At 67.6% G+C, this 18465-nt stretch carries 17 protein-coding genes and 1 tRNA gene; 11 read left to right on the forward strand and 7 right to left on the reverse strand.

The window, feature by feature from the left end:
• Positions 1–51 precede the first annotated feature (51 nt).
• The 7 genes from G3T36_RS18590 (at position 52) to G3T36_RS18620 (ending at position 4423) form a co-directional block, all read left to right on the forward strand.
• Positions 52–124 (forward strand) — tRNA-Trp (locus G3T36_RS18590).
• Between the two features lie 41 nt (positions 125–165).
• Positions 166–438 carry a preprotein translocase subunit SecE gene (gene secE / locus G3T36_RS18595; protein WP_163291352.1) on the forward strand — a complete coding sequence of 91 codons (273 nt, stop codon included), beginning with the start codon at positions 166–168 and terminating at the stop codon, positions 436–438.
• A 32-nt stretch (positions 439–470) separates the two neighbouring features.
• Positions 471–1397, forward strand: coding sequence for a transcription termination/antitermination protein NusG (gene nusG / locus G3T36_RS18600; protein WP_163291353.1), 927 nt, complete (start codon positions 471–473; stop codon positions 1395–1397).
• A 99-nt stretch (positions 1398–1496) separates the two neighbouring features.
• Entirely contained in the window at positions 1497–1928 is a 432-nt protein-coding gene (gene rplK, locus G3T36_RS18605) for a 50S ribosomal protein L11 (protein ID WP_163291354.1), read from the forward strand.
• 87 nt (positions 1929–2015) lie between these two features.
• Positions 2016–2705, forward strand: coding sequence for a 50S ribosomal protein L1 (gene rplA, locus G3T36_RS18610; RefSeq protein WP_163291355.1), 690 nt, complete (start codon positions 2016–2018; stop codon positions 2703–2705).
• A 102-nt stretch (positions 2706–2807) separates the two neighbouring features.
• On the forward strand, positions 2808–3434 hold the full coding sequence (locus tag G3T36_RS18615) for a MerR family transcriptional regulator (RefSeq protein ID WP_163291356.1): 627 nt from the start codon (positions 2808–2810) through the stop codon (positions 3432–3434).
• Positions 3431–4423 (forward strand): hypothetical protein, encoded by a 993-nt coding sequence (locus G3T36_RS18620; RefSeq protein ID WP_163291357.1) that lies wholly within the window; start codon positions 3431–3433, stop codon positions 4421–4423. The genes G3T36_RS18615 and G3T36_RS18620 overlap by 4 nt, the downstream gene beginning before the upstream one ends.
• Before the next feature lie 50 nt (positions 4424–4473).
• Here the strand turns inward: G3T36_RS18620 and G3T36_RS18625 are convergent, their stop codons facing one another.
• The 4 genes from G3T36_RS18625 to G3T36_RS18640 all read right to left on the reverse strand — a co-directional run bounded on the left by G3T36_RS18625 (position 4474) and on the right by G3T36_RS18640 (position 9198).
• Positions 4474–5970 (reverse strand): APC family permease, encoded by a 1497-nt coding sequence (locus tag G3T36_RS18625; protein ID WP_163291358.1) that lies wholly within the window; start codon positions 5968–5970, stop codon positions 4474–4476.
• A gap of 252 nt (positions 5971–6222) precedes the next feature.
• Positions 6223–7593 (reverse strand): NAD-dependent succinate-semialdehyde dehydrogenase, encoded by a 1371-nt coding sequence (locus G3T36_RS18630; RefSeq protein WP_163291359.1) that lies wholly within the window; start codon positions 7591–7593, stop codon positions 6223–6225.
• Between the two features lie 89 nt (positions 7594–7682).
• Positions 7683–8432, reverse strand: a complete 750-nt coding sequence (locus tag G3T36_RS18635) for a cache domain-containing protein (protein ID WP_163291360.1) — start codon at positions 8430–8432, stop codon at positions 7683–7685.
• Complete coding sequence (locus tag G3T36_RS18640; RefSeq protein ID WP_163291361.1) at positions 8425–9198, reverse strand: FadR/GntR family transcriptional regulator; 774 nt, start codon at positions 9196–9198, stop codon at positions 8425–8427. The genes G3T36_RS18635 and G3T36_RS18640 overlap by 8 nt, the downstream gene beginning before the upstream one ends.
• Positions 9199–9306: 108 nt before the next feature.
• Here G3T36_RS18640 and G3T36_RS18645 point away from each other — a divergent pair, with 108 nt between their 5' ends.
• Genes G3T36_RS18645 through G3T36_RS18655 form a run of 3 tightly spaced genes read left to right on the forward strand, consistent with a single transcriptional unit; the run spans position 9307 to position 13169 of the window.
• On the forward strand, positions 9307–10530 hold the full coding sequence (locus G3T36_RS18645) for a CaiB/BaiF CoA transferase family protein (RefSeq protein WP_163291362.1): 1224 nt from the start codon (positions 9307–9309) through the stop codon (positions 10528–10530).
• 18 nt (positions 10531–10548) lie between these two features.
• The gene (locus tag G3T36_RS18650) at positions 10549–11712 is read left to right on the forward strand and encodes an acyl-CoA dehydrogenase family protein (RefSeq protein WP_163291363.1); all 1164 of its coding nucleotides are present in this window, start codon (positions 10549–10551) and stop codon (positions 11710–11712) included.
• Positions 11709–13169 carry an aldehyde dehydrogenase family protein gene (locus G3T36_RS18655; RefSeq protein WP_163291364.1) on the forward strand — a complete coding sequence of 487 codons (1461 nt, stop codon included), beginning with the start codon at positions 11709–11711 and terminating at the stop codon, positions 13167–13169. Before G3T36_RS18650 ends, G3T36_RS18655 begins: the two co-directional genes overlap by 4 nt.
• An 84-nt stretch (positions 13170–13253) precedes the next feature.
• Here G3T36_RS18655 and G3T36_RS18660 read toward each other — a convergent pair whose 3' ends face one another.
• On the reverse strand, positions 13254–14639 hold the full coding sequence (locus G3T36_RS18660) for an aspartate aminotransferase family protein (protein ID WP_338031650.1): 1386 nt from the start codon (positions 14637–14639) through the stop codon (positions 13254–13256).
• 95 nt (positions 14640–14734) lie between these two features.
• Positions 14735–16219 (reverse strand): CoA-acylating methylmalonate-semialdehyde dehydrogenase, encoded by a 1485-nt coding sequence (locus tag G3T36_RS18665; protein WP_163291365.1) that lies wholly within the window; start codon positions 16217–16219, stop codon positions 14735–14737.
• Between the two features lie 219 nt (positions 16220–16438).
• Between G3T36_RS18665 and G3T36_RS18670 the strand changes: the two genes are divergently transcribed.
• On the forward strand, positions 16439–18004 hold the full coding sequence (locus G3T36_RS18670) for a PucR family transcriptional regulator (RefSeq protein ID WP_338031637.1): 1566 nt from the start codon (positions 16439–16441) through the stop codon (positions 18002–18004).
• Between the two features lie 112 nt (positions 18005–18116).
• Here the strand turns inward: G3T36_RS18670 and G3T36_RS18675 are convergent, their stop codons facing one another.
• Positions 18117–18461: a cupin domain-containing protein gene (locus G3T36_RS18675; RefSeq protein ID WP_163291367.1), complete on the reverse strand. Its 345-nt coding sequence runs from the start codon at positions 18459–18461 to the stop codon at positions 18117–18119.
• Positions 18462–18465: the final 4 nt, after the last annotated feature.

Here is an 18465-nt window from a genome sequence, read left to right on the forward strand (position 1 = left end):
GAGTAGCCTGAAGCCTGAGACGAGTGCGAGAGTGTGTCGCGTTTCATCCCTAGGGCGGTGGCTCAATTGGTAGAGCAGCGGTCTCCAAAACCGCAGGTTGCAGGTTCGAGTCCTGTCCGCCCTGCAAGTCGGCATTCACGTGTCGGCCCACGAAAGGTGAACTAGGTGGCCCGAAAAGTTATCGACGAGCCGAGCGAGGAAATCGTCGCGAACGCGAAAAAGGACCGTGCTGAGAAGCGTGGACCCTTCGCGAAGTTCGCCCTGTTCATCCGCCAGGTGATGCTGGAGCTGAGGAAGGTCGTCACGCCGACGCGCCGGGAACTGTTCAGCTACACCGGCGTCGTGCTGGTTTTCGTGGTCATCATGATGGCCCTGGTGTCGCTGCTCGACTGGATCTTCGGGCTCGGTGTCGTGTGGGTGTTCGGTAACCCGAAGTAGCCCGCTACAACAAGAGAAATGGAATGAATTCAGTGTCTGAGACAAATCGCGACGACGTGGACTGGGCGACCGCAGCCGAGCAGTCCTCCGAAGACGATGAGGCGCAGACCGGTAACGTTCTGGCCTCTCAGGAGGACTCGGTCGACCCGGCCGAGCACGAGGCCCTTCACATCGTGGCAGAGGACGGAACCGAGATCGACCTCGACGCCGTGCTCGACGCCATGGCGGAGGCGGTCGACCCCGAGGCCGACCGCGTTGTGGACGAAGCTCTCGAAGTCGACTCTGCCGAAGAGGCCGAGGCCGCGGTCGAGGCCGTCGAAGACGAAGAGGCCAGCCCGGTCGACCCGTACGAAGAATTCCGCGCCGAGCTTCGCAGCAAGCCGGGCAAGTGGTACGTCATCCACTCCTACGCCGGCTTCGAGCGCCGCGTGAAGTCCAACATCGAGAACCGCATGATCTCGATGTCGATGGAGGACTTCATCTTCCAGGTCGAGGTTCCGATGGAAGACGTGGTCGAGATCAAGAACGGCCAGCGCAAGATGGTCAACCGCGTGCGCATCCCCGGCTATGTGCTGGTGCGCATGGACCTGAACGAAGACAGCTGGTCGGTCATCCGTCACACTCCGGGCGTCACGGGCTTCGTCGGCAACTCGCACAACCCCACGCCGCTGCGCTTCGAAGAGGCGTTCTCCATGCTCAAGAGCCTCGTCCAGATCCAGGAGGCCCCGGCCGCCAAGGGTGGCGGCACGAAGGGTGGCAAGGCTGCGGCTCGCGTCATCCCCGCAGAGATCGACTTCGAGATCGGCGAGACGATCACCATCAAGGAAGGGTCGTTCGCCGGCCTTCCCGGTTCGATCAGCGAGATCAAGCCCGAGAGCGGCAAACTCACGGTCCTCGTCTCGCTCTTCGAGCGCGAGACCCCCGTCGAGCTCAGCTTCGACCAGGTCACCAAGCTCTGACACGATTTTCAGTTCACCGGGTCTCGGAAAGGCCGAGAGACCGGGAGAGCGGACCGGGTTCGCCCGTGAAGCTCGAATACCCACAAAGAAGGAAGAAACATGGCACCGAAGAAGAAGGTAACTGGTCTGATCAAACTTCAGATCAACGCCGGCGCCGCCAACCCTGCACCGCCTATCGGCCCGGCGCTCGGTCAGCACGGCGTGAACATCATGGAGTTCTGCAAGGCGTACAACGCGGCCACCGAGTCGCAGCGCGGCAACGTCATCCCGGTTGAGATCACCGTGTACGAGGACCGCTCGTTCACGTTCATCCTGAAGACGCCGCCGGCCGCCGAGCTCATCAAGAAGGCTGCAGGCGTCGCCAAGGGGTCCGGCACTCCGCACACCGTCAAGGTCGCGAAGCTCAGCCAGGAGCAGGTCCGTTCGATCGCCGAGCAGAAGATGGTCGACCTGAACGCGAACGACATCGACGCCGCGTCGAAGATCATCGCCGGCACCGCCCGCTCCATGGGCATCACGGTCGAGGGCTGAGCCTAACCGGCTCACCTCCCACCAAGGAAACACGTGGCAGAGCCAGCCAGGCTCATCCAGACCACAATCTCGAATCAGGAGAAACACATGGCACAGAAGTCCAAGGCTTACCGGGCCGCGGCCGAGAAGATCGAACCCGGAAAGTACTACACCCCCAGCGAAGCTGTCGAACTCGCACGCGAGACAGGCTCCGCCAAGTTCAACTCGACCGTCGAGGTCGCCCTCAAGCTCGGCGTCGACCCGCGCAAGGCGGACCAGATGGTCCGCGGTACCGTCATTCTTCCTCACGGTACCGGCAAGACCGCGCGCGTCATCGTGTTCGCGACCGGCCCCGCAGCCGAAGCCGCGATCGCTGCAGGCGCTGACGAGGTCGGCGGCGCCGAACTCATCGAGAAGGTCGCCGGCGGTTACACCTCGTTCGACGCTGCGGTCTCGACCCCGGAGCTCATGGGCCAGGTCGGCCGTCTCGGTAAGGTCCTCGGTCCCCGTGGCCTCATGCCGAACCCGAAGACCGGTACGGTCACGCCCGACGTCGCGAAGGCCGTCTCCGACATCAAGGGCGGAAAGATCGAGTTCCGCGTCGACAAGCACTCCAACGTGCACTTCGTCGTCGGCAAGGCCGGCTTCACCTCCGAGCAGCTGAACGACAACCTGCGCGCAGCGCTCGAAGAGGTCGTTCGACTGAAGCCGTCCGCTTCGAAGGGCCGGTACATCCAGAAGGGCGCCGTGTCGACCACGTTCGGCCCCGGCATCCCCCTCGACGTCAACGCGATCTAGTCGCAACCACGTCGCGAAGGCCCGCTCCTCTCGGGGGCGGGCCTTTCGCATGCCCGAAAGTGCCACTGGTAGTGCCGCTACCGGTAGTGGTACTATCACTGCATGGTCATCACGGAACTCGCAGAACTCTCCGGCACCCCGGCAGCCACGATCAAGTACTACGTGCGCGAAGGTCTCCTGCCGGCGGGGGAGCGCGTCGGGGGCAACCGGACGGAATACGACGACTCCCACGCACACCGCCTGAGGCTCATCCGGGCGATGCTCGAAGTCGGCAAGCTCTCGATCGGCTCGATCTCGAGCGTGCTCGCCGCGCTCGACGATCCGGATGCGCCGATCGTACACACCTTCGACATCGCCCAGCGTGCGTTGTCCCGCGACTCCGTGACGGGTGTCTCGCAGGGCTCCGCCCCGGCGCTCGAGCGCATCGATGGGGTGATCGATCGCGCCGGTTGGGGCGACTGCGGCGACAATCCCGGCCGCGAGATCGCCGCCCGGGTGGTCGATGCGTTCGACCGTGCCGGCTATCCGCTCCCGGACTCCTATCTCGACGCCTATGCGGCGGCGGCGCAACACGTGGCCGAGGCCGACCTGGGCGCCATCGCCGAGCTCGACGATCCGACCGATATGGCCGAACTCATGGTCGTCGGAACCGTGCTCGGCGACGCCCTCTCCTCGGGCCTGCGCCGTATCGCGCAGGCCTACGTCACAACTGAAAGGCGCATCTCATGAAAGCCGTCTTCGCGTGGCACCGTCCGTTGATGACGGTCGCGGCGCTCATGGTGGTCTGTGCCGCCGTCTGCCTCGTCGGGCTCGTATTCGACCACCGCGTCGTGACCGGCGTGGACACCTGGCTGAAACCGCTGAAGTTCTCGATCTCGATCTTCCTCTACAGCGTCACCTGGGCCTGGCTGATCGCTCACCTGCCGCGCTGGCGCCGGTTCGCCCACACCGTCGGAACGGTGATCGCCGTCGCCCTGATCGTCGAGCAGATCGCGATCGTCGGGGCGGCGGCGGCCGGGACGACGAGCCACTTCAACGTCAGCACCCCGTTCGCCACGACCGTCTGGACGATCATGGCCACCTCCATCACGACTCTCTACGTGTGTACGTTCCTGACGACCATCGCCGTGTTCTTTCTGAAGCTGCCGACGGCGTCGACCACCTTCGCCGTGCGCGTGGGCGCCGTCATCGCCCTCATCGGCATGGGGCTCGCATACCTGATGACGAGCCCGACGGCCCAGCAGTTGTCGAACTTCCAGGGGATCGCCGGCGCGCACACGGTGGGGCTTCCGGATGGCGGACCCGGCCTTCCGCTCCTCGGCTGGAGCACGGTCGGAGGCGACCTGCGCATCCCGCATTTCGTCGGGATGCACGCCTTGCAGCTGCTCCCGCTCTTCGCGATCCTCCTGGGCTGGCTCGGCCGGCGGTGGAGCCTGCTCGCCGACGACCGCGTGCGGCTGCGTCTCGTCGTCGTCGCGGCACTCGTCTACATCGCGGTGCTCGCGTTGGTCACGTTCCAGGCACTGGCCGGCCAGTCGATCGTGCATCCGGCCGGGGTGTTCCTCGTCGGCGGCTGGCTGATCGCGGCCCTCGCCGTCGCCCTCGGCGCCGGTGTGTTGCTCGCCCAGCCCCGTGCATCCGCCCCCGCCCCTGTCGCCCCCGTCCCCGCCCCCTTAACGAAGGCGAGTGTCGCCGCTACCGCCGAGAATCACCGCTGAAGCGGGTCATCTCGACGTGAGCGGCGACACTCGCCGTTCGGTGCGGCCGCTTAGCGGCGCGCGCGGAGCAGTTCGGCGACGTGGATGGCGTCGCCTTCGGGCGCGGTCGACTTGCGGTCGGGGCGTGCGGCGAACAGGTAGATCAGCCCGGTGCCGGCGACGATGCCGAGACCGATCAGCACGATCCAGTCGTTCAGGAACACACCGGTGTGACCCGGCCACGCGAGCAGGATCATCGCGAAGATCCCGTAGGCGAGGGCGATCACGTTGACCGTGAAACCGGCCTTGCCCAGATTGAACGGGCCGGCAGGCTTCCATCCCTTGACGCGCTGCCGCAGCGAGGCGAGCACGACCGACTGGAACGCCACGTAGATGCCGAGCACGGCGAACGAGGTGATCTGGGTGAGCAGCTCGGGGGGCCCGGCGTAGATGATCACGCAGATCAGGAGCGGGATGACGCAGGCGACGATCAGGGCGTTGGTCGGAACCTTGCTGCGCGGCGACACCTTCGCGAGCCACTTGTGCCCGGGGACCATCCCGTCACGTGCGAACGAGAACAGCAGGCGGCTGGCGGCCGCCTGGAGGCTCAGCACGCAGGACAGGAATGCGGTGAGCGCGACGATGAGGAAGATCTTCGCGCCGACATCGCCGAGTGCGGCCTGCAGAATCCCGGGGATCGGGTCGGCGTCCTTGCCGTTCACGATGGACTGCAGGTCGGGGGCGGCCATGACGTAGCCACCGAACGCGAACAGCGACGAGACGCCGCCGACGAGGATGGTCAGGATCATCGCGCGGGGGATGCGGCGGGCCGGGTTCTCGACCTCTTCCGCGACGTCACCGCACGCTTCGAAGCCGTAGAACAGGAAGAGCCCGGCGAGCGCTGAACCGAGGAATGCCGTGATGTACGGACCGTTGCCCTGGACGCCCATCGTGTCGAAGAACACGCTGAACGACTGGTGGCGCTGGAAGATGAGCAGGTACAGGCCCACCCCGATGACGCCGATCAGCTCGGCGGCGAGCCCGATCCGGGCGACGCGACCCAGGGTGCGGGTTCCCGAGAAGTTGAAGCCGAGGGCGACGACCAGGAACACCACCGAGAGGAGCAGGGTCACCTCCTTGGTGACCGGGATGTCGAACAGGCTGGCGAGGAAGCCGCTGCCGAACTCGGCGACCGCGGTGACCGTGACGATCATGGCCCAGATGTAGATCCAGGCCGCCATCCACGCATACCGGCGACCCCAGAGGCGCCGTGTCCACGGATAGATTCCGCCGTGGATCGGGTACTGCGAGACCACTTCGCCGAACACGAGCGAGACCAGCAGCTGGCCTGCGCCCACGATGACGAGCCAGAAGATCGAGGGCGGGCCGCCTGTGCTGACGGCGAGCGCGAAGAGCGAGTACACGCCGACGAGCGGTGAGAGATAGGTGAAACCGAGGGCGAAGTTCGCCCACAGTGACATCGATCGGTTGAAGGAATCCTCGTACCCCAGGACCGCCAGATGCTCGCCGTCGGCGAGGTGGTCGGAGGTGGACGGATTAGCTGACATCGTTGCCTTCCGGGTTGGACCAGAGGCCTTCAACGGTCGCCATCGACCGCTGGGCACCTCATTGTGTGTGCCCAATATAGTGGAGATCGGCCTAAAACCTATAAAACAAGATGTTTGGGTCCCCGGAGTGTCGATTTCGATAGTAGTTTGCCCCCGAAACGGCCCGTTCCGGCCGAGAATCGCCGTTGGAACGGGTCATCTCGGCCGGAACGGTGATTCTCGGCAGCAGAGAGATCGGGCGGGAAAACGGGCTCAGCCGCCGATGCGGATCATCTTCTTGTTGACGAACTCGTCGGCGCCGAAGCGGCCCAGCTCGCGGCCCGATCCGGAGCGCTTGACGCCGCCGAAGGGCAGCTCCGCACCGTCGGCGCCCACCACGTTCACGAAGACCATGCCGGCCTCGATGCCGTCGGCGACCCGCAGCGCCTGGTCCTGGTCGGTGGTGAACACGTACGAGCCCAGGCCGAACGGGGTGTCGTTCGCGAGCGACACGGCTTCGGCCTCCGACCCGACCTTGTAGACGGCTGCGACCGGCCCGAAGAACTCTTCCCGGTAGGCGTCGTTGTCCGGCTTCACGTCGGTGAGCACCGTGCTCTCGTAGAACGTGCCGTTGCGCTTGCCGCCGGCGACGAGCGTGGCTCCCTGCGAGACGGCGCGCTCGACCTGCTCGGCGAGCCGGTCGGCGGCTGCGACGGACGAGAGCGGGCCGAGGCCGGTCTCCGCGGAGGTCGGGTCGCCCGCAGCCACGCCGGTGAGGGCGGAGGTGAACTTCTCGAGGAAGGGCTGGTACAGCTCGTCGATGACGATGAACCGTTTGGCTGCGTTGCAGGACTGCCCGCTGTTGTCGAGGCGCGCTGCGACCGCGGCGTCGACGGTCGCATCCAGATCGTCCGTCGACAGCAGGATGAACGGGTCCGAGCCGCCCAGTTCGAGCACGACCTTCTTCAGGTTGCGGCCGGCGATCTCGGCCACTGCGGCGCCGGCGCGCTCAGAGCCGGTGAGCGAGACACCCTGGACGCGCGGGTCGGCGATGACGACCTCGATCTGGTCGTGCGAGGCGTAGATGTTCGTGTAGGCGCCCTTCGGGAAGCCTGCGTCGTGGAAGATCTGCTCGATCGCAGCGGCCGACTCCGGGCACTGCTCGGCGTGCTTGAGGAGGATGGTGTTGCCGATGATCAGGTTGGGTCCGGCGAACCGGGCGACCTGGTAATAGGGGAAGTTCCACGGCATGATGCCGAGCAGCACACCGAGCGAACTGCGGCGGATGAGCGCGGAGCCTTCGCCGGCCAGCAGCGTGATCTGCTCGTCCTTCAGCAGGTCCGCGGCGTTGTCGGCGTAATAACCGTAGATGTCGCCGCAGAAGTCGACCTCGCCGAGCGCCTGCTCGATGGGCTTGCCCATCTCGCGCACGATGATCTCGGCGAGCTCCTGGCGGCGCTCGACGTGGAGCTCGCCGACCCGGCGGATGAGGGCGGCGCGCTCGGCGACCGTCGTGGAGCGGGTCCACGTGCGGTGGGCTTCATCGGCGCCCGCGATCGCCGCCTCGAGTTCGGCGTCCGTGATGGTGGGATAGGTCTTCACCGTCTCCCCGGTGGCAGGGTTGATGACTGCGTAGTTGGTCATGGGAGTCTCCTTTTCAGGTGCACGCACGCCCTCAGGGTCTGCCGCGATGCACACTCTCGTTCGTCAAAGATATAACACAGGATGATTAATCAGGACCCGTCCGTCTCGACCGCCAGGGCGAACGGGGTCCCCGCGCAGGGGAGCAGTTCGTACCGGCCTCCGGCGGAGGCGGGCGGATGCGCGGGCAGCAGGGTTCCGGCGGCCAGCGTCGGGTCGGTCGAGACCATCACCCGCCCCTGCTCGTTGACCAGCGTGACCGGCCGCTCGATCGCGAGCAGCGTCGGGAGCAGTTCGCGCTCGAGCCGCTTGACGTAGATGTCGGCCCCCACGACGCCGATCATCGTGCCGTCCACTTCGGTCGGCATCGTCAGGGTGACGATGTAGTCGCAGGTGCACAGGTGGTCGACATACGGGCCGGTGATGTGGGTCTGGTGGGTCGTCTCGGGGATGCTGTACCACTCGAGGGAACGGAAGTCGCGCAGGTAGTCCGCATAGCCCCGGGTCGACAGGTCGAGTTTCGTCGGACCATCGGTCGTGCCCATCAGCGGGTTGTCTTCGAGCGGCCCCAGCCACCAGGCGAAGTGCACGTCGCGACCGTGCACGTAGTCGGGAGCGGCGATGAACCCGGCGCCGATGAGGACGGCGTCGTCGGCGGTGAGCGACGGAAGCACCAGGGCCGCCACCAGTTCGTCGAGTTTCGCGGGCGTCGTCTCGGCGGGACCGGCCGCTACCGCTTCGCGCCACTGCGCGAGCTGACCGAACACCCCGTCGAAGAGCGAACTGACGAGCCCGGCTCCGTCGTCGACGCCGGGGTGGCCTGCAGTCCCCTGCTCAGGCATCGAGGGCACCGCCCTTCTCGAGTCGGGCCTTGGCGGCGAGCAGCCATTCCGCGATCGACCGGATGAGCCCGGTGACCTGGGAGCGGGCGGCCTCCCCGTCGCGTGAGGCGATGGCGTCGGCGATGGAGCGGGTCGCGGCGGCCGTCCGCTCGCGCATGACGGGGTCGGTCATCCCGAGCCAGAGAACGGGACCGAACTCGGCCTGGAGCCTGATCTGCTCCCGGACGAGCCGGGTCGACTGGCTGAGGACGGCGAGTTCGAGGAAGAAGCCGCCGGCGTTCCGGCGCGCTTCGGCGGGCGTGGTGAAGTCTGCGTCGTCGAGCCAGCCGCGGAGGCGTTCGTCGTCCGCCGGCGCCGATCGTTCCGCTGCGCGATCCGCACACGCGGCCGCGATCGCCGTGATGTAGACGGCGAGGTCGGACAGTTCGACCTGCGAAATGCCCCGCAGCCGGGCCCGCAGGAGTGCGGCGTGAGGAGCCGCCGACCGGATCACGAAGCTGCCCCCGTCGCGGCCACGGCGCGTCTCGACGAGGCCGGCTTCGCGGAGGATGCCGAGCCCCTCTCGCGCGGTGACGAGCGCGACCCCGAAGCGTCGAGCCAGTTCGGCTTCGCTGGGGAGGCGTTCGCCGGCCACGAGAAGTCCCAGGACGATCGCATCCGTCAGTCGCTGGGCGACCAGCTCAGCGCGGCCTGCGCCGGCGAGCTGTGCGAAGACAGCGTCGCGCGCACCTGGCGCCGATCGGGTCGACCCGGCGAGACTGGTCATGCGTGCACCATGGATTCACACTATCCGCAGGAGCCCCCGGTGGCTGCACCGAGGGCCAAATCATTCGATATAGAATGAATAACTCTGGGCATCGACGAGGAGGATCGGATGGGCGACACTGCGTCCCCGGGTGCGCTCACGGGAATCCGCGTAGCCGACTTCTCGCGGGTGCTGGCCGGGCCGTATGCGACCATGATGCTCGCCGATTTCGGGGCCGACGTCATCAAGATCGAGAGCCCCGGCGGCGACGACACCCGCGCATGGACCCCACCGGTCGACGCGAACGGGCAGTCGACCTACTTCGGCGCGGTCAACCGCAACAAGCGATCTGTCGTCTGCGACCTGCGCACCGCTGAAGGCCTCGCCGCAGCCCGTGCAATCGCCGAGACGGCAGACGTGGTCGTCGAGAACTTCCGGCCCGGCGTGATGGAACGCTACGGGCTCGACGCGGCGACACTGCAGGCCGCCAACCCCGGTCTCGTCTACTGTTCGATCTCCGGTTTCGGGCGCGAACAGGGCGCAGCACTCGCCGGGTACGACCTGCTCGTCCAGGCGGTCGGCGGCCTCATGAGCATCACCGGCCATCCCGACACCGCCCCGACCAAAGTCGGGGTCGCTGTCGTCGACGTGCTCACCGGGCTGAACGCGTTGTCGGGCATCCTCCTCGCCTTGCGGGAGCGGGATCGCACCGGCGTCGGCCAGCGCGTCGACGTCGACCTGCTCACCTCACTGCTCGCCGGGCTCACCAACCAGGCGTCGAGCACTCTCGCGACCGGGGTCGCACCGCAACGACTCGGCAACGCGCATCCGAGTATCGCCCCCTACGAAGTCTTCGAGGCGTCCGACCGCGAGCTCGTGGTCGCCGTCGGGAACGACCGGCAGTTCCGTTCGTTCGCCACCATCCTCGAGCTGCCCGAACTCGCCGACGACCTGCGCTTCGCGACCAACGAGTCGCGCGTGGCGCACCGCGCCGAACTGCGCACGGCCATCAACGGAGCGCTCGGAGTCGGAACGGCTGCGCACTGGGTGTCGGCGTGCGCCGCGACCGGTGTTCCGGCGGGGATGGTCAACAGCGTCGCCGAGGCGTTCGACTTCGCGGCCTCCCTCGGGATCGATGCCGTGGCGCAGGTCTCGGATGAAACGACCGGCCGCATCCAGGTGCAGCCAGCCAACCCGATCCACCTGTCGTCCGTGCCGGCGCGCTACCAGCGCGTGGCGCCGGCGCTCGGCGAGCACGACGGCGCCGTCTGGCTCGACGAGACGGGACGTGCATCCGTCGCAGCAGCACCCGGCACGACGTCGACCGACGGCATCGACTCCGCAACACCATAGAACGGAAGAAGGAACACCGTGGGCACCCTGCTCGACGACGCTTTCAGCATCGACCCCCTGCTCAGTGACGAGGAGCGCGACTGGGCGGCGAAAGCCCGCACGTTCGCGACGGAACGCATCCTGCCGGTCATCGAGCAGGACTTCGAAGACAAGCACTTCCGTCGCGAATTCGTCGGCGAACTCGGTGCGCTCGGCCTGCTCGGGATGCACCTGAAAGACGAAGGATGCGCGGGAGCGGGCGCCGTCAGCTACGGCCTCGCCTGCCTGGAACTCGAAGCGGCCGACAGCGGCTGGCGCACCTTCGTGTCGGTGCAGGGATCGCTTGCGATGAGCGCGATCTCGAAATTCGGCTCCGACGAGCAGAAACGGGAATGGCTGCCGCCGATGGCGCGCGGCGAACGGATCGGATGCTTCGCCCTCACCGAGCCCGGAGGTGGAAGCGACCCCGCGGCGATGCTCACCTTCGCCCACCGTGACGGCGACGACTGGGTGATCCGGGGCAGCAAGCGGTGGATCGGACTCGCCAGCATCGCCGACGTCGCGGTGGTCTGGGCGGCCACCGACGACGGCGTGCGCGGGTTCCTCGTGCCGACGTCGACGCCCGGGTTCACGGCCACGCCGATCGAGGGCAAGCTGTCGATGCGTGCATCCATCCAATGCGACGTCGTTCTCGACGACGTTCGGGTGCCGAGCGACGCCCTGCTGCCGGGCGCTCGCGGGCTGTCTGGGCCCTTCAGCTGCCTGAACGAGGCACGGTACGGAATCGTGTGGGGCGCGATGGGCGCTGCGCGTTCGTGTCTCGAGGCGGCGCTCGGGCGTGCGACCAGCCGTGAGGTCTTCGGCAAGCCGATCGGGGCCAACCAGCTGGTGCAGCAGAAACTGGCGAACATGTTCGTCGAATACGAGAAAGGTGTGCTGCTCGCCCTGCACCTCGGCCGGCTCAAGGAACGCGGCGCGTTGACGCCGACGCAGATCAGTGTCGGAAAACTGAACAGCGTGCGAGAGGCGCTGGCGATCGCCAGTGAGGCGCGCAGCATTCTCGGCGGGGACGGGATCACCAACGAGTTCCCGGTCATGCGCCACCTCGCGAACCTCGAATCGGTACGGACCTATGAGGGGACGGACGAGATCCACACCCTCGTGCTCGGGCGCGCACTGACCGGGCTGGCGGCGTTCGCGTGAGCTCGGTCGACGTCGCGGCGAACCGCGCGGCGGAATCCGGGTTCGGTTCGACCTCGCGCGTCGACCGCGCCCGCTGGCTGGAAGCCCTCGCCGATGCTCTCGAAGCCGATCGGACCGCACTCGTCGCCGTCGCCCACCGGGAGACTCACCTGAGCGAGGCGCGACTCGACGGAGAGGTGACTCGCACGGCGTCGCAGCTGCGGTTCTTCGCCGGGGTCGCGCGCGAGGGAAGCTATCTGGAGGCGACGCTCGACTCGCCCGATCCGACGACGATCCCGCCGCGACCCGACCTGCGCCGGATGCTGAGGCCCATCGGTCCGGTCGCCGTGTTCACCGCATCCAATTTTCCGTTCGCGTTCTCCGTGCTCGGCAACGACACCGCCTCGGCGCTCGCCGCCGGGTGCCCGGTCGTGGTGAAGGCGCATCCGGGGCATCCGGAGCTGTCGCGGCTGACAGCGGACCTCGCTGTTGCCGCTCTCGCTGCGGCCGGCGCCCCGGACGGCGCCTTCTCGCTCGTCGAAGGTGTGGAGGCCGGCGTTGCGCTGGTGCAGCATCCGTCGATCTCGGCCGTCGGCTTCACCGGATCGGTCCGCGGCGGCCGGGCCCTCTTCGACCTGGTCTGCGCGCGGCCGGCGCCGATCCCGTTCTACGGGGAGCTCGGCAGCATAAACCCGGTCGTGATCACCGCCGCGGCGGCGCGGTCGCGTGCCGTCGAACTGGCGAGCGGTCTTGTCGGATCGTTCACGCGCGACGGCGGCCAGTACTGCACGAAACCCGGGCTCGTGTTCGTGCCGGCGGGTACCGGTTTCGAGGATGCGCTTGCTGAGCTGCTGGCGGATGCGCCTGCCCAGCGCCTGCTGACGGACGGGATGAGCGACGCGTTCGCACAGGGGGCCGCTAGCCTCGCGCATCGCGACGACGTCGAGGTGATCGGGACGGTGCGGGCCGAGGGCGGTGGGGCCGGTGCGAACGCCGGTTCCGTGGCCGGCACGGGGATCGAGGCCGGGAGCGCCCCCGTGGTCGTCATCGTGGATGCGCCGAGCTTCCTGGCGTCGAGTGAAGAGTTCCTGACGGAGCGCTTCGGCCCGCTGACCGTCGTCGTGCGTTACGCCGACGACGCCGAACTGGCCGAATCGGTCGGCCTGCTGGAGGGCTCGCTGACGGCGACGATCCAGCACGCCCCGGATGAGGATGTCGCCGTGCTCGCCGACGCCCTGTCCCGCATTGCCGGCCGGGTCGTGTTCAACGGATGGCCCACGGGGGTGGCGATCGCCTGGGCTCAGCATCATGGCGGGTCGTGGCCGGCGACCACCGCATCCATCCATTCGTCTGTCGGCGCGACCGCGATCCGGCGGTTCCTGGTGCCGTTGGCGTACCAGAACGCCCCGGCATCCGTGCTTCCGCCGGAGCTGCGCGACGGCAACCCGCTCGGCATCCCGCGCCGGGAGAACGCTTAGCCCGGTGCGCGAAAGTCACCCTTCGCGCCGAGATGACCCGCTGTGCTGGTGACTCTCGGCGGGAAAGGCGACTCTCGGCGGCTTCTACCCCGCGAAACGGTCGGCGACGGTGAGGGCCGCGTCGATGGCGGCGAGGCCATGGCGCAGCTCGCCTTCGGTGATGATCAGCGGCGGCGCGATGTGGATGCGGTTGAAGTGGGTGAACGGCCACACCCCTGCTGCCTTGCAGGCCGCGGCGACTTCGGCCATCGGTGCGGCGTCGGCGCCGGCCGCATTGAACGGCACCAGGGGTTCGCGGGTTTCGCGCGACCGCACGAGCTCAAGCGCCCAGAACATCCCGCGTCCGCGTACCTCGCCGAGCGACGGATGGCGTTCGAGCCACGACGCGATCTCGGGTTCGATGACACGTTCACCCAGGTCGCGGACTCGCGCGAGGATGCCGTCGCGCTCGAACACGTCGAACGTCGCGACGCCGGCGGCACAGGCGAGCGGATGCCCGGAATAGGTGAGTCCCCCCTGGAACGACACCGTGTCGAAGAACGAGGCGATGCGGTCGGAGATGACCACGCCGCCGAGCGGTACGTAGCCGGAGTTGACTCCCTTGGCGAACGTGATCAGGTCGGGGGTGACCCCGAACGCATCGACCGCGAACCACTCGCCGAGCCGTCCGAAACCGACCATGACCTCGTCGGCGATGTAGACGATGCCGTACGTGTCGCACAGTGCCCGCACCCCGGCCAGGTAACCGGGCGGCGGTACGAGCACACCGTTGGTGCCGACGACCGTCTCGATGATGATCGCCGCGACGGTTGGCGCGCCTTCGAGCACGATGACGTTCTCGAGGTGTTCGAGGGCGCGCTGGGTCTCCTCCTCGGGGGTGGTCGAGTGGAACGCCGACCGGTACAGGTACGGGCCGAAGAAGTGCGCGACGGATGAGTCGCTCGGCTCGTTCGCCCAGCGGCGGGGGTCGCCGGTGAGCGAGATGGCGGTGGACGTTCCGCCGTGGTACGAGCGGTACATCGAGAGCACCTTGCGGCGGCCGGTGACCCGACGTGCCATCCTGACCGCGTATTCGTTGGCGTCCGCGCCGCCGTTGGTGAAGAAGACCTTGTTGAGGTCGCCGGGAGCCACCCCTGCGATGAGGCGGGCCAGTTCGCCGCGCACGTCGCTCGCCATCGACGGCTGGATGGTGGCGAGTCGCCCTGCCTGGTGCTGGATGGCGCGGACGAGATCGGGGTGCTGGTGGCCGAGGTTGAGGTTGACGAGCTGCGAGCTGAAGTCGAGGTAGGCGTTGCCCTCGTAGTCCCAGAAGGTCGAGCCTTCGCCCGCGGCGACGGGAAGCGGGTTGATCTGGGCCTGCGCGCTCCAGGAGTGGAAGACGTGGTTGCGGTCGTCGGAGCGAACCCGCTGTTCGGCCGCGGCGTCCCCGAACGGATGCACGGTGCCGAGCCTGTCGCTGTATCCGGTCACGGCTCCCGCCACCGCATCCGTCACGGTATCCGTTGCGGTATCCGCCACTGCGTCCGCCGCGCTGGCCTGCATGGTGTCTGTCATCGTGGTGCCTTTCAGGAGTTGCCGGGGAACGCGAGTTCGATCTTCGAGTGGACCGGGTCGGGCCAGCGCGAGGTGACGACCTTGCTGCGCGTGTAGAAGTGGAACGATTCCGGCCCGTAGATGTGCGCGTCGCCGAACAGGGAGTTCTTCCACCCGCCGAACGAGAACGAACCGATCGGTACGGGGATGGGAACGTTGATGCCGACCATGCCGACTTCGATCTCGAACTCGAACTGGCGGGCGGCGCCTCCGTCACGCGTGAAGAGCGCAACGCCGTTCCCGTACGGGTTGGCGTTGACGAGGGCGATCGCCTCGTCGAAGGTGTCGACGCGCACGACGGAGAGGACCGGGCCGAAGATCTCGTCGGTGTAGACGCGCATGTCGGTGCCGACGTTGTCGAGGAGGCTGACGCCGATGAAGAATCCGTCGTTGTCGAACGATTTCTGGGAGCCGTCCACGACGACGGTCGCGCCTTCCGCGGCCGCTCCCTTCACGTAGGAGCAGACCTTGTCGCGATGTTCGCGCGTGATCAGCGGACCCATCTCCGAGTCGCCGTGCGTGCCGTCTCCGATGACGAGGGAGCCGAGCCGCCGCTCGATGGCGGCGACGAGCGGATCGCCGATCTCGCCGACGGCGACGAGCACGCTCACGGCCATGCAGCGCTCGCCGGCCGAGCCGTAAGCGGCGGAGACGGCCGCATCCGCGGCAGCTTCGACGTCGGCGTCTTCGAGCACGACCATGTGGTTCTTCGCGCCGCCGAGCGCCTGTACGCGTTTGCCGTTGGCACTCGCGCGCTGGTAGATCGACTGCGCGATCGGCGTCGAGCCGACGAAGCTGACCGCGTCGACGTCGGGGCTGTCGAGAATGGTGTCCACGGCGACCTTGTCACCGTGGACGACGTTGAGCACACCGGCGGGGAGCCCTGCTTCGAGGAACAGTCGAGCGAGGTAGACGGACGCGGAGGGGTCCTTCTCACTGGGCTTGAGCACGACGGTGTTGCCGCACGCGATCGCGCTGGCGACCATCCACAGCGGAACCATCACCGGGAAGTTGAACGGCGTGATGCAGCCGACCACTCCGACAGGCTGCTTGACGCTGTGCACGTCGATGCCCGTTGAGACCTGCTGGCTGTATTCGCCCTTGAGGAGGTTGATGAGCCCGGATGCGAACTCGACGTTCTCGAGGCCGCGACCGATCTCGCCTGCCGCATCGGAGAGCACCTTGCCGTGCTCGCTGGTGACGATCGCGGCGAGCTCGGGCGTGCGCTCCTTGAGGAGGTGGCGGAGCCGGAACATGACGTCTGCGCGCTTGGTGAGGCTGGTGGCGCGCCATGCGGGCAGCGCCGCTTTGGCGGCAGCGATGGCGGTTTCGACATCGGAGACCGAGCCGAGGATGACCTCGTGCTGCTGCACTCCGGTGGCAGGGTTGAAGACGGGTCCGGTGCGTTCGGCTGTGCCGAATTCTTCACCGTTGACGACATGGCGAATGAGGGCCACGAGCGGCCTTCCTCTCTGAACGGGCCGGCCGTGCACGCGTTCGTGCAACACTGCCGGACAAAATGCCCGGGCTGGGCACTAGGCTTACATGCCAATGATTGCAGAGCAGTTCGGGAGGACTCCTTGCCAGATCGTCGCAGCTTTGGGGCTGACCATACACATCGTCCGGCGTCCGGTGACCCAGCGGGGGAGGGCGTTGTCCTCCCGACCATCCGCGAGGTGCTGCGTTTCGATGACGTCGCGGCGGCGCTGCCCGAGGTGCTCGCCGGTGCCGACCACCTGGATCGGCCGGTCCGCTGGGTGCACGTGACGGAGACGGCTTCGGTCGCTCACCTGGTCAGCGGGGGCGAGCTTCTGCTCTCCACCGGCGTGGGCTGGCCGAGCGACGATGCCGGTCTCGGCGGATTCATCGCACAGCTCGTGAGTGCCGGCATCGCAGGTCTCGTCCTGGAGCTCGGTGTTCGTTTCGACGCCGTTCCCCGCGCCCTGGTCACGGCGGCAACGGCGCTCGGCCTCCCGTTGATCGTGCTCCACCGTGAAGCACGGTTCGTTGCGATCACCGAAGCCGTGCACTCGCGGATCATCTCGGATCAGATGGCCGCGTTGCGTGCAAGGGACGACATCCACGCCCTCTTCACCGACCTGAGCCTGCGCGGAAGCCCCGCGGACTTCATCGTCTCCCAGGTCGGGCGGGTGCTCGGAGCCCCGGTCGTGCTCGAGAATCTCAATCACCACGTTGTGGCGTTCGAGGCGCTCGACGCGGGCGACGACGTGCTCGACGCGTGGGAGCAGCGCTCGCGGGTCGCTCACCGCTCCGCGGACACCGACTGGCTGATCACCCCTGTCGAGGCGCGTGGGATCCGCTGGGGCCACCTGATCGCGCTGCCCGGCGCTCCGCACCCGGCCGGCCGCTCGAACGTTCTCGAACAGGCCGCGGTCGCCCTCGCTCTCAGCCGCCTCGCCGATCGCGATGCCGACGAATGGACGCGGCAAAGTCACGAGTATCTGTTGAGGGCACTCATCGGCGGCCGGTTCAGCAGTGAGAGCGGACTCGTCGCGCGATTCGAGGCAGCGGGGATCGCTGTGCGCGGGCGCAGGCTTGTCGGTCTCGCGCTCGTCTCGCGGTCGGACGGCGCGACGGCATCCGCCGCGCAGAGCGCGCCCGCCGCGCTGGCCGCAGCCAGGGACATCGGTGTGGATGCTCTGGCCGGCGCGCATCCGGCATCCCCCGGCGCCCAGCTCATCGTCGCCCTCTCGCTCGGCCAGAACCAGCAGCTGACCGACCACGCGATCGATACGTTCGCCCGTCGTTATGCTCATGCAGCCAGTCTTGCCGTCGAAGAACTCGTGGTGGCGGTCGGGGCGGAAGCTGTGGATATCCCGGGCCTTCTCGCCTCTGTGGAGGAGGCGACGGAGCTCCTGGCGCGCAACGGGGGAAGCCGGCGGCGGAACCTGTCGGTGTACCGCGTCGACAGCAGACCGCTGCTGCGCTTCATCAACTCGTTCGGGAGCGACCCTCGGCTTCAGGCGCACAGCGAGCAGATGCTCCGACCCTTGATCGAGTACGACCTCGACAACGGGAGAGACCTGCTGTCGGTGCTCCAGGCCTACGCGTCGAACCCCGGCAACCGGACGAAGGCGGCTGCCTCGAGCCACCTCTCCCGCTCCGTCTTCTACCAGCGGATCGCCCTCATCGAGGATCTCCTCGGAGCCGACCTCGACGACGGCGAGACCGTCAGCGCCCTCCACGCCGCTCTCCTCGCGCGCCGCACGTCGGCCCACTGATAGCGGGCGCAGCCGCGTCCCCGCCAGTTCGAGTCGTCCCGGCCAGCTCGAGGTGGCCGGGACGTACCGACGTGGCCGGGGCGCAACGAAGTGGCGACAGGCCGCAGCGACCTCAGCCGAGGTAGACCTTCCGCAGCGTCTCCGTCACCGTCCAGATCGTGCGGTCGCCCGCGTGAAGCTGCACCACATCCCCGGGTCCCAGCAGCAGCCACGCTCCTGTCTCGACGAACTCGACCGTCGCACGCCCCGACACCACCACGAACACCTCGTCGGCTTCGACATCGCTCATCGCACCGGGCGTCATCTCCCACACGCCCACCTCATGACCGTCGAAGCTGCCGAGCGCGCGCGATCCGGTCGCCGGCGAACCGGTCACGACCTGGCCGACCGGCACGGGCTCGTGGTCGAGTTCGACGTCGACCGCGCCGATGCGGCCGACCCTTTCGAGTACATCCATGTGA

Origin of the sequence: Leifsonia tongyongensis, from assembly GCF_010686705.1 — a bacterium.
In the GTDB taxonomy this organism is placed as follows: Bacteria; Actinomycetota; Actinomycetes; order Actinomycetales; family Microbacteriaceae; genus Diaminobutyricibacter; species Diaminobutyricibacter tongyongensis.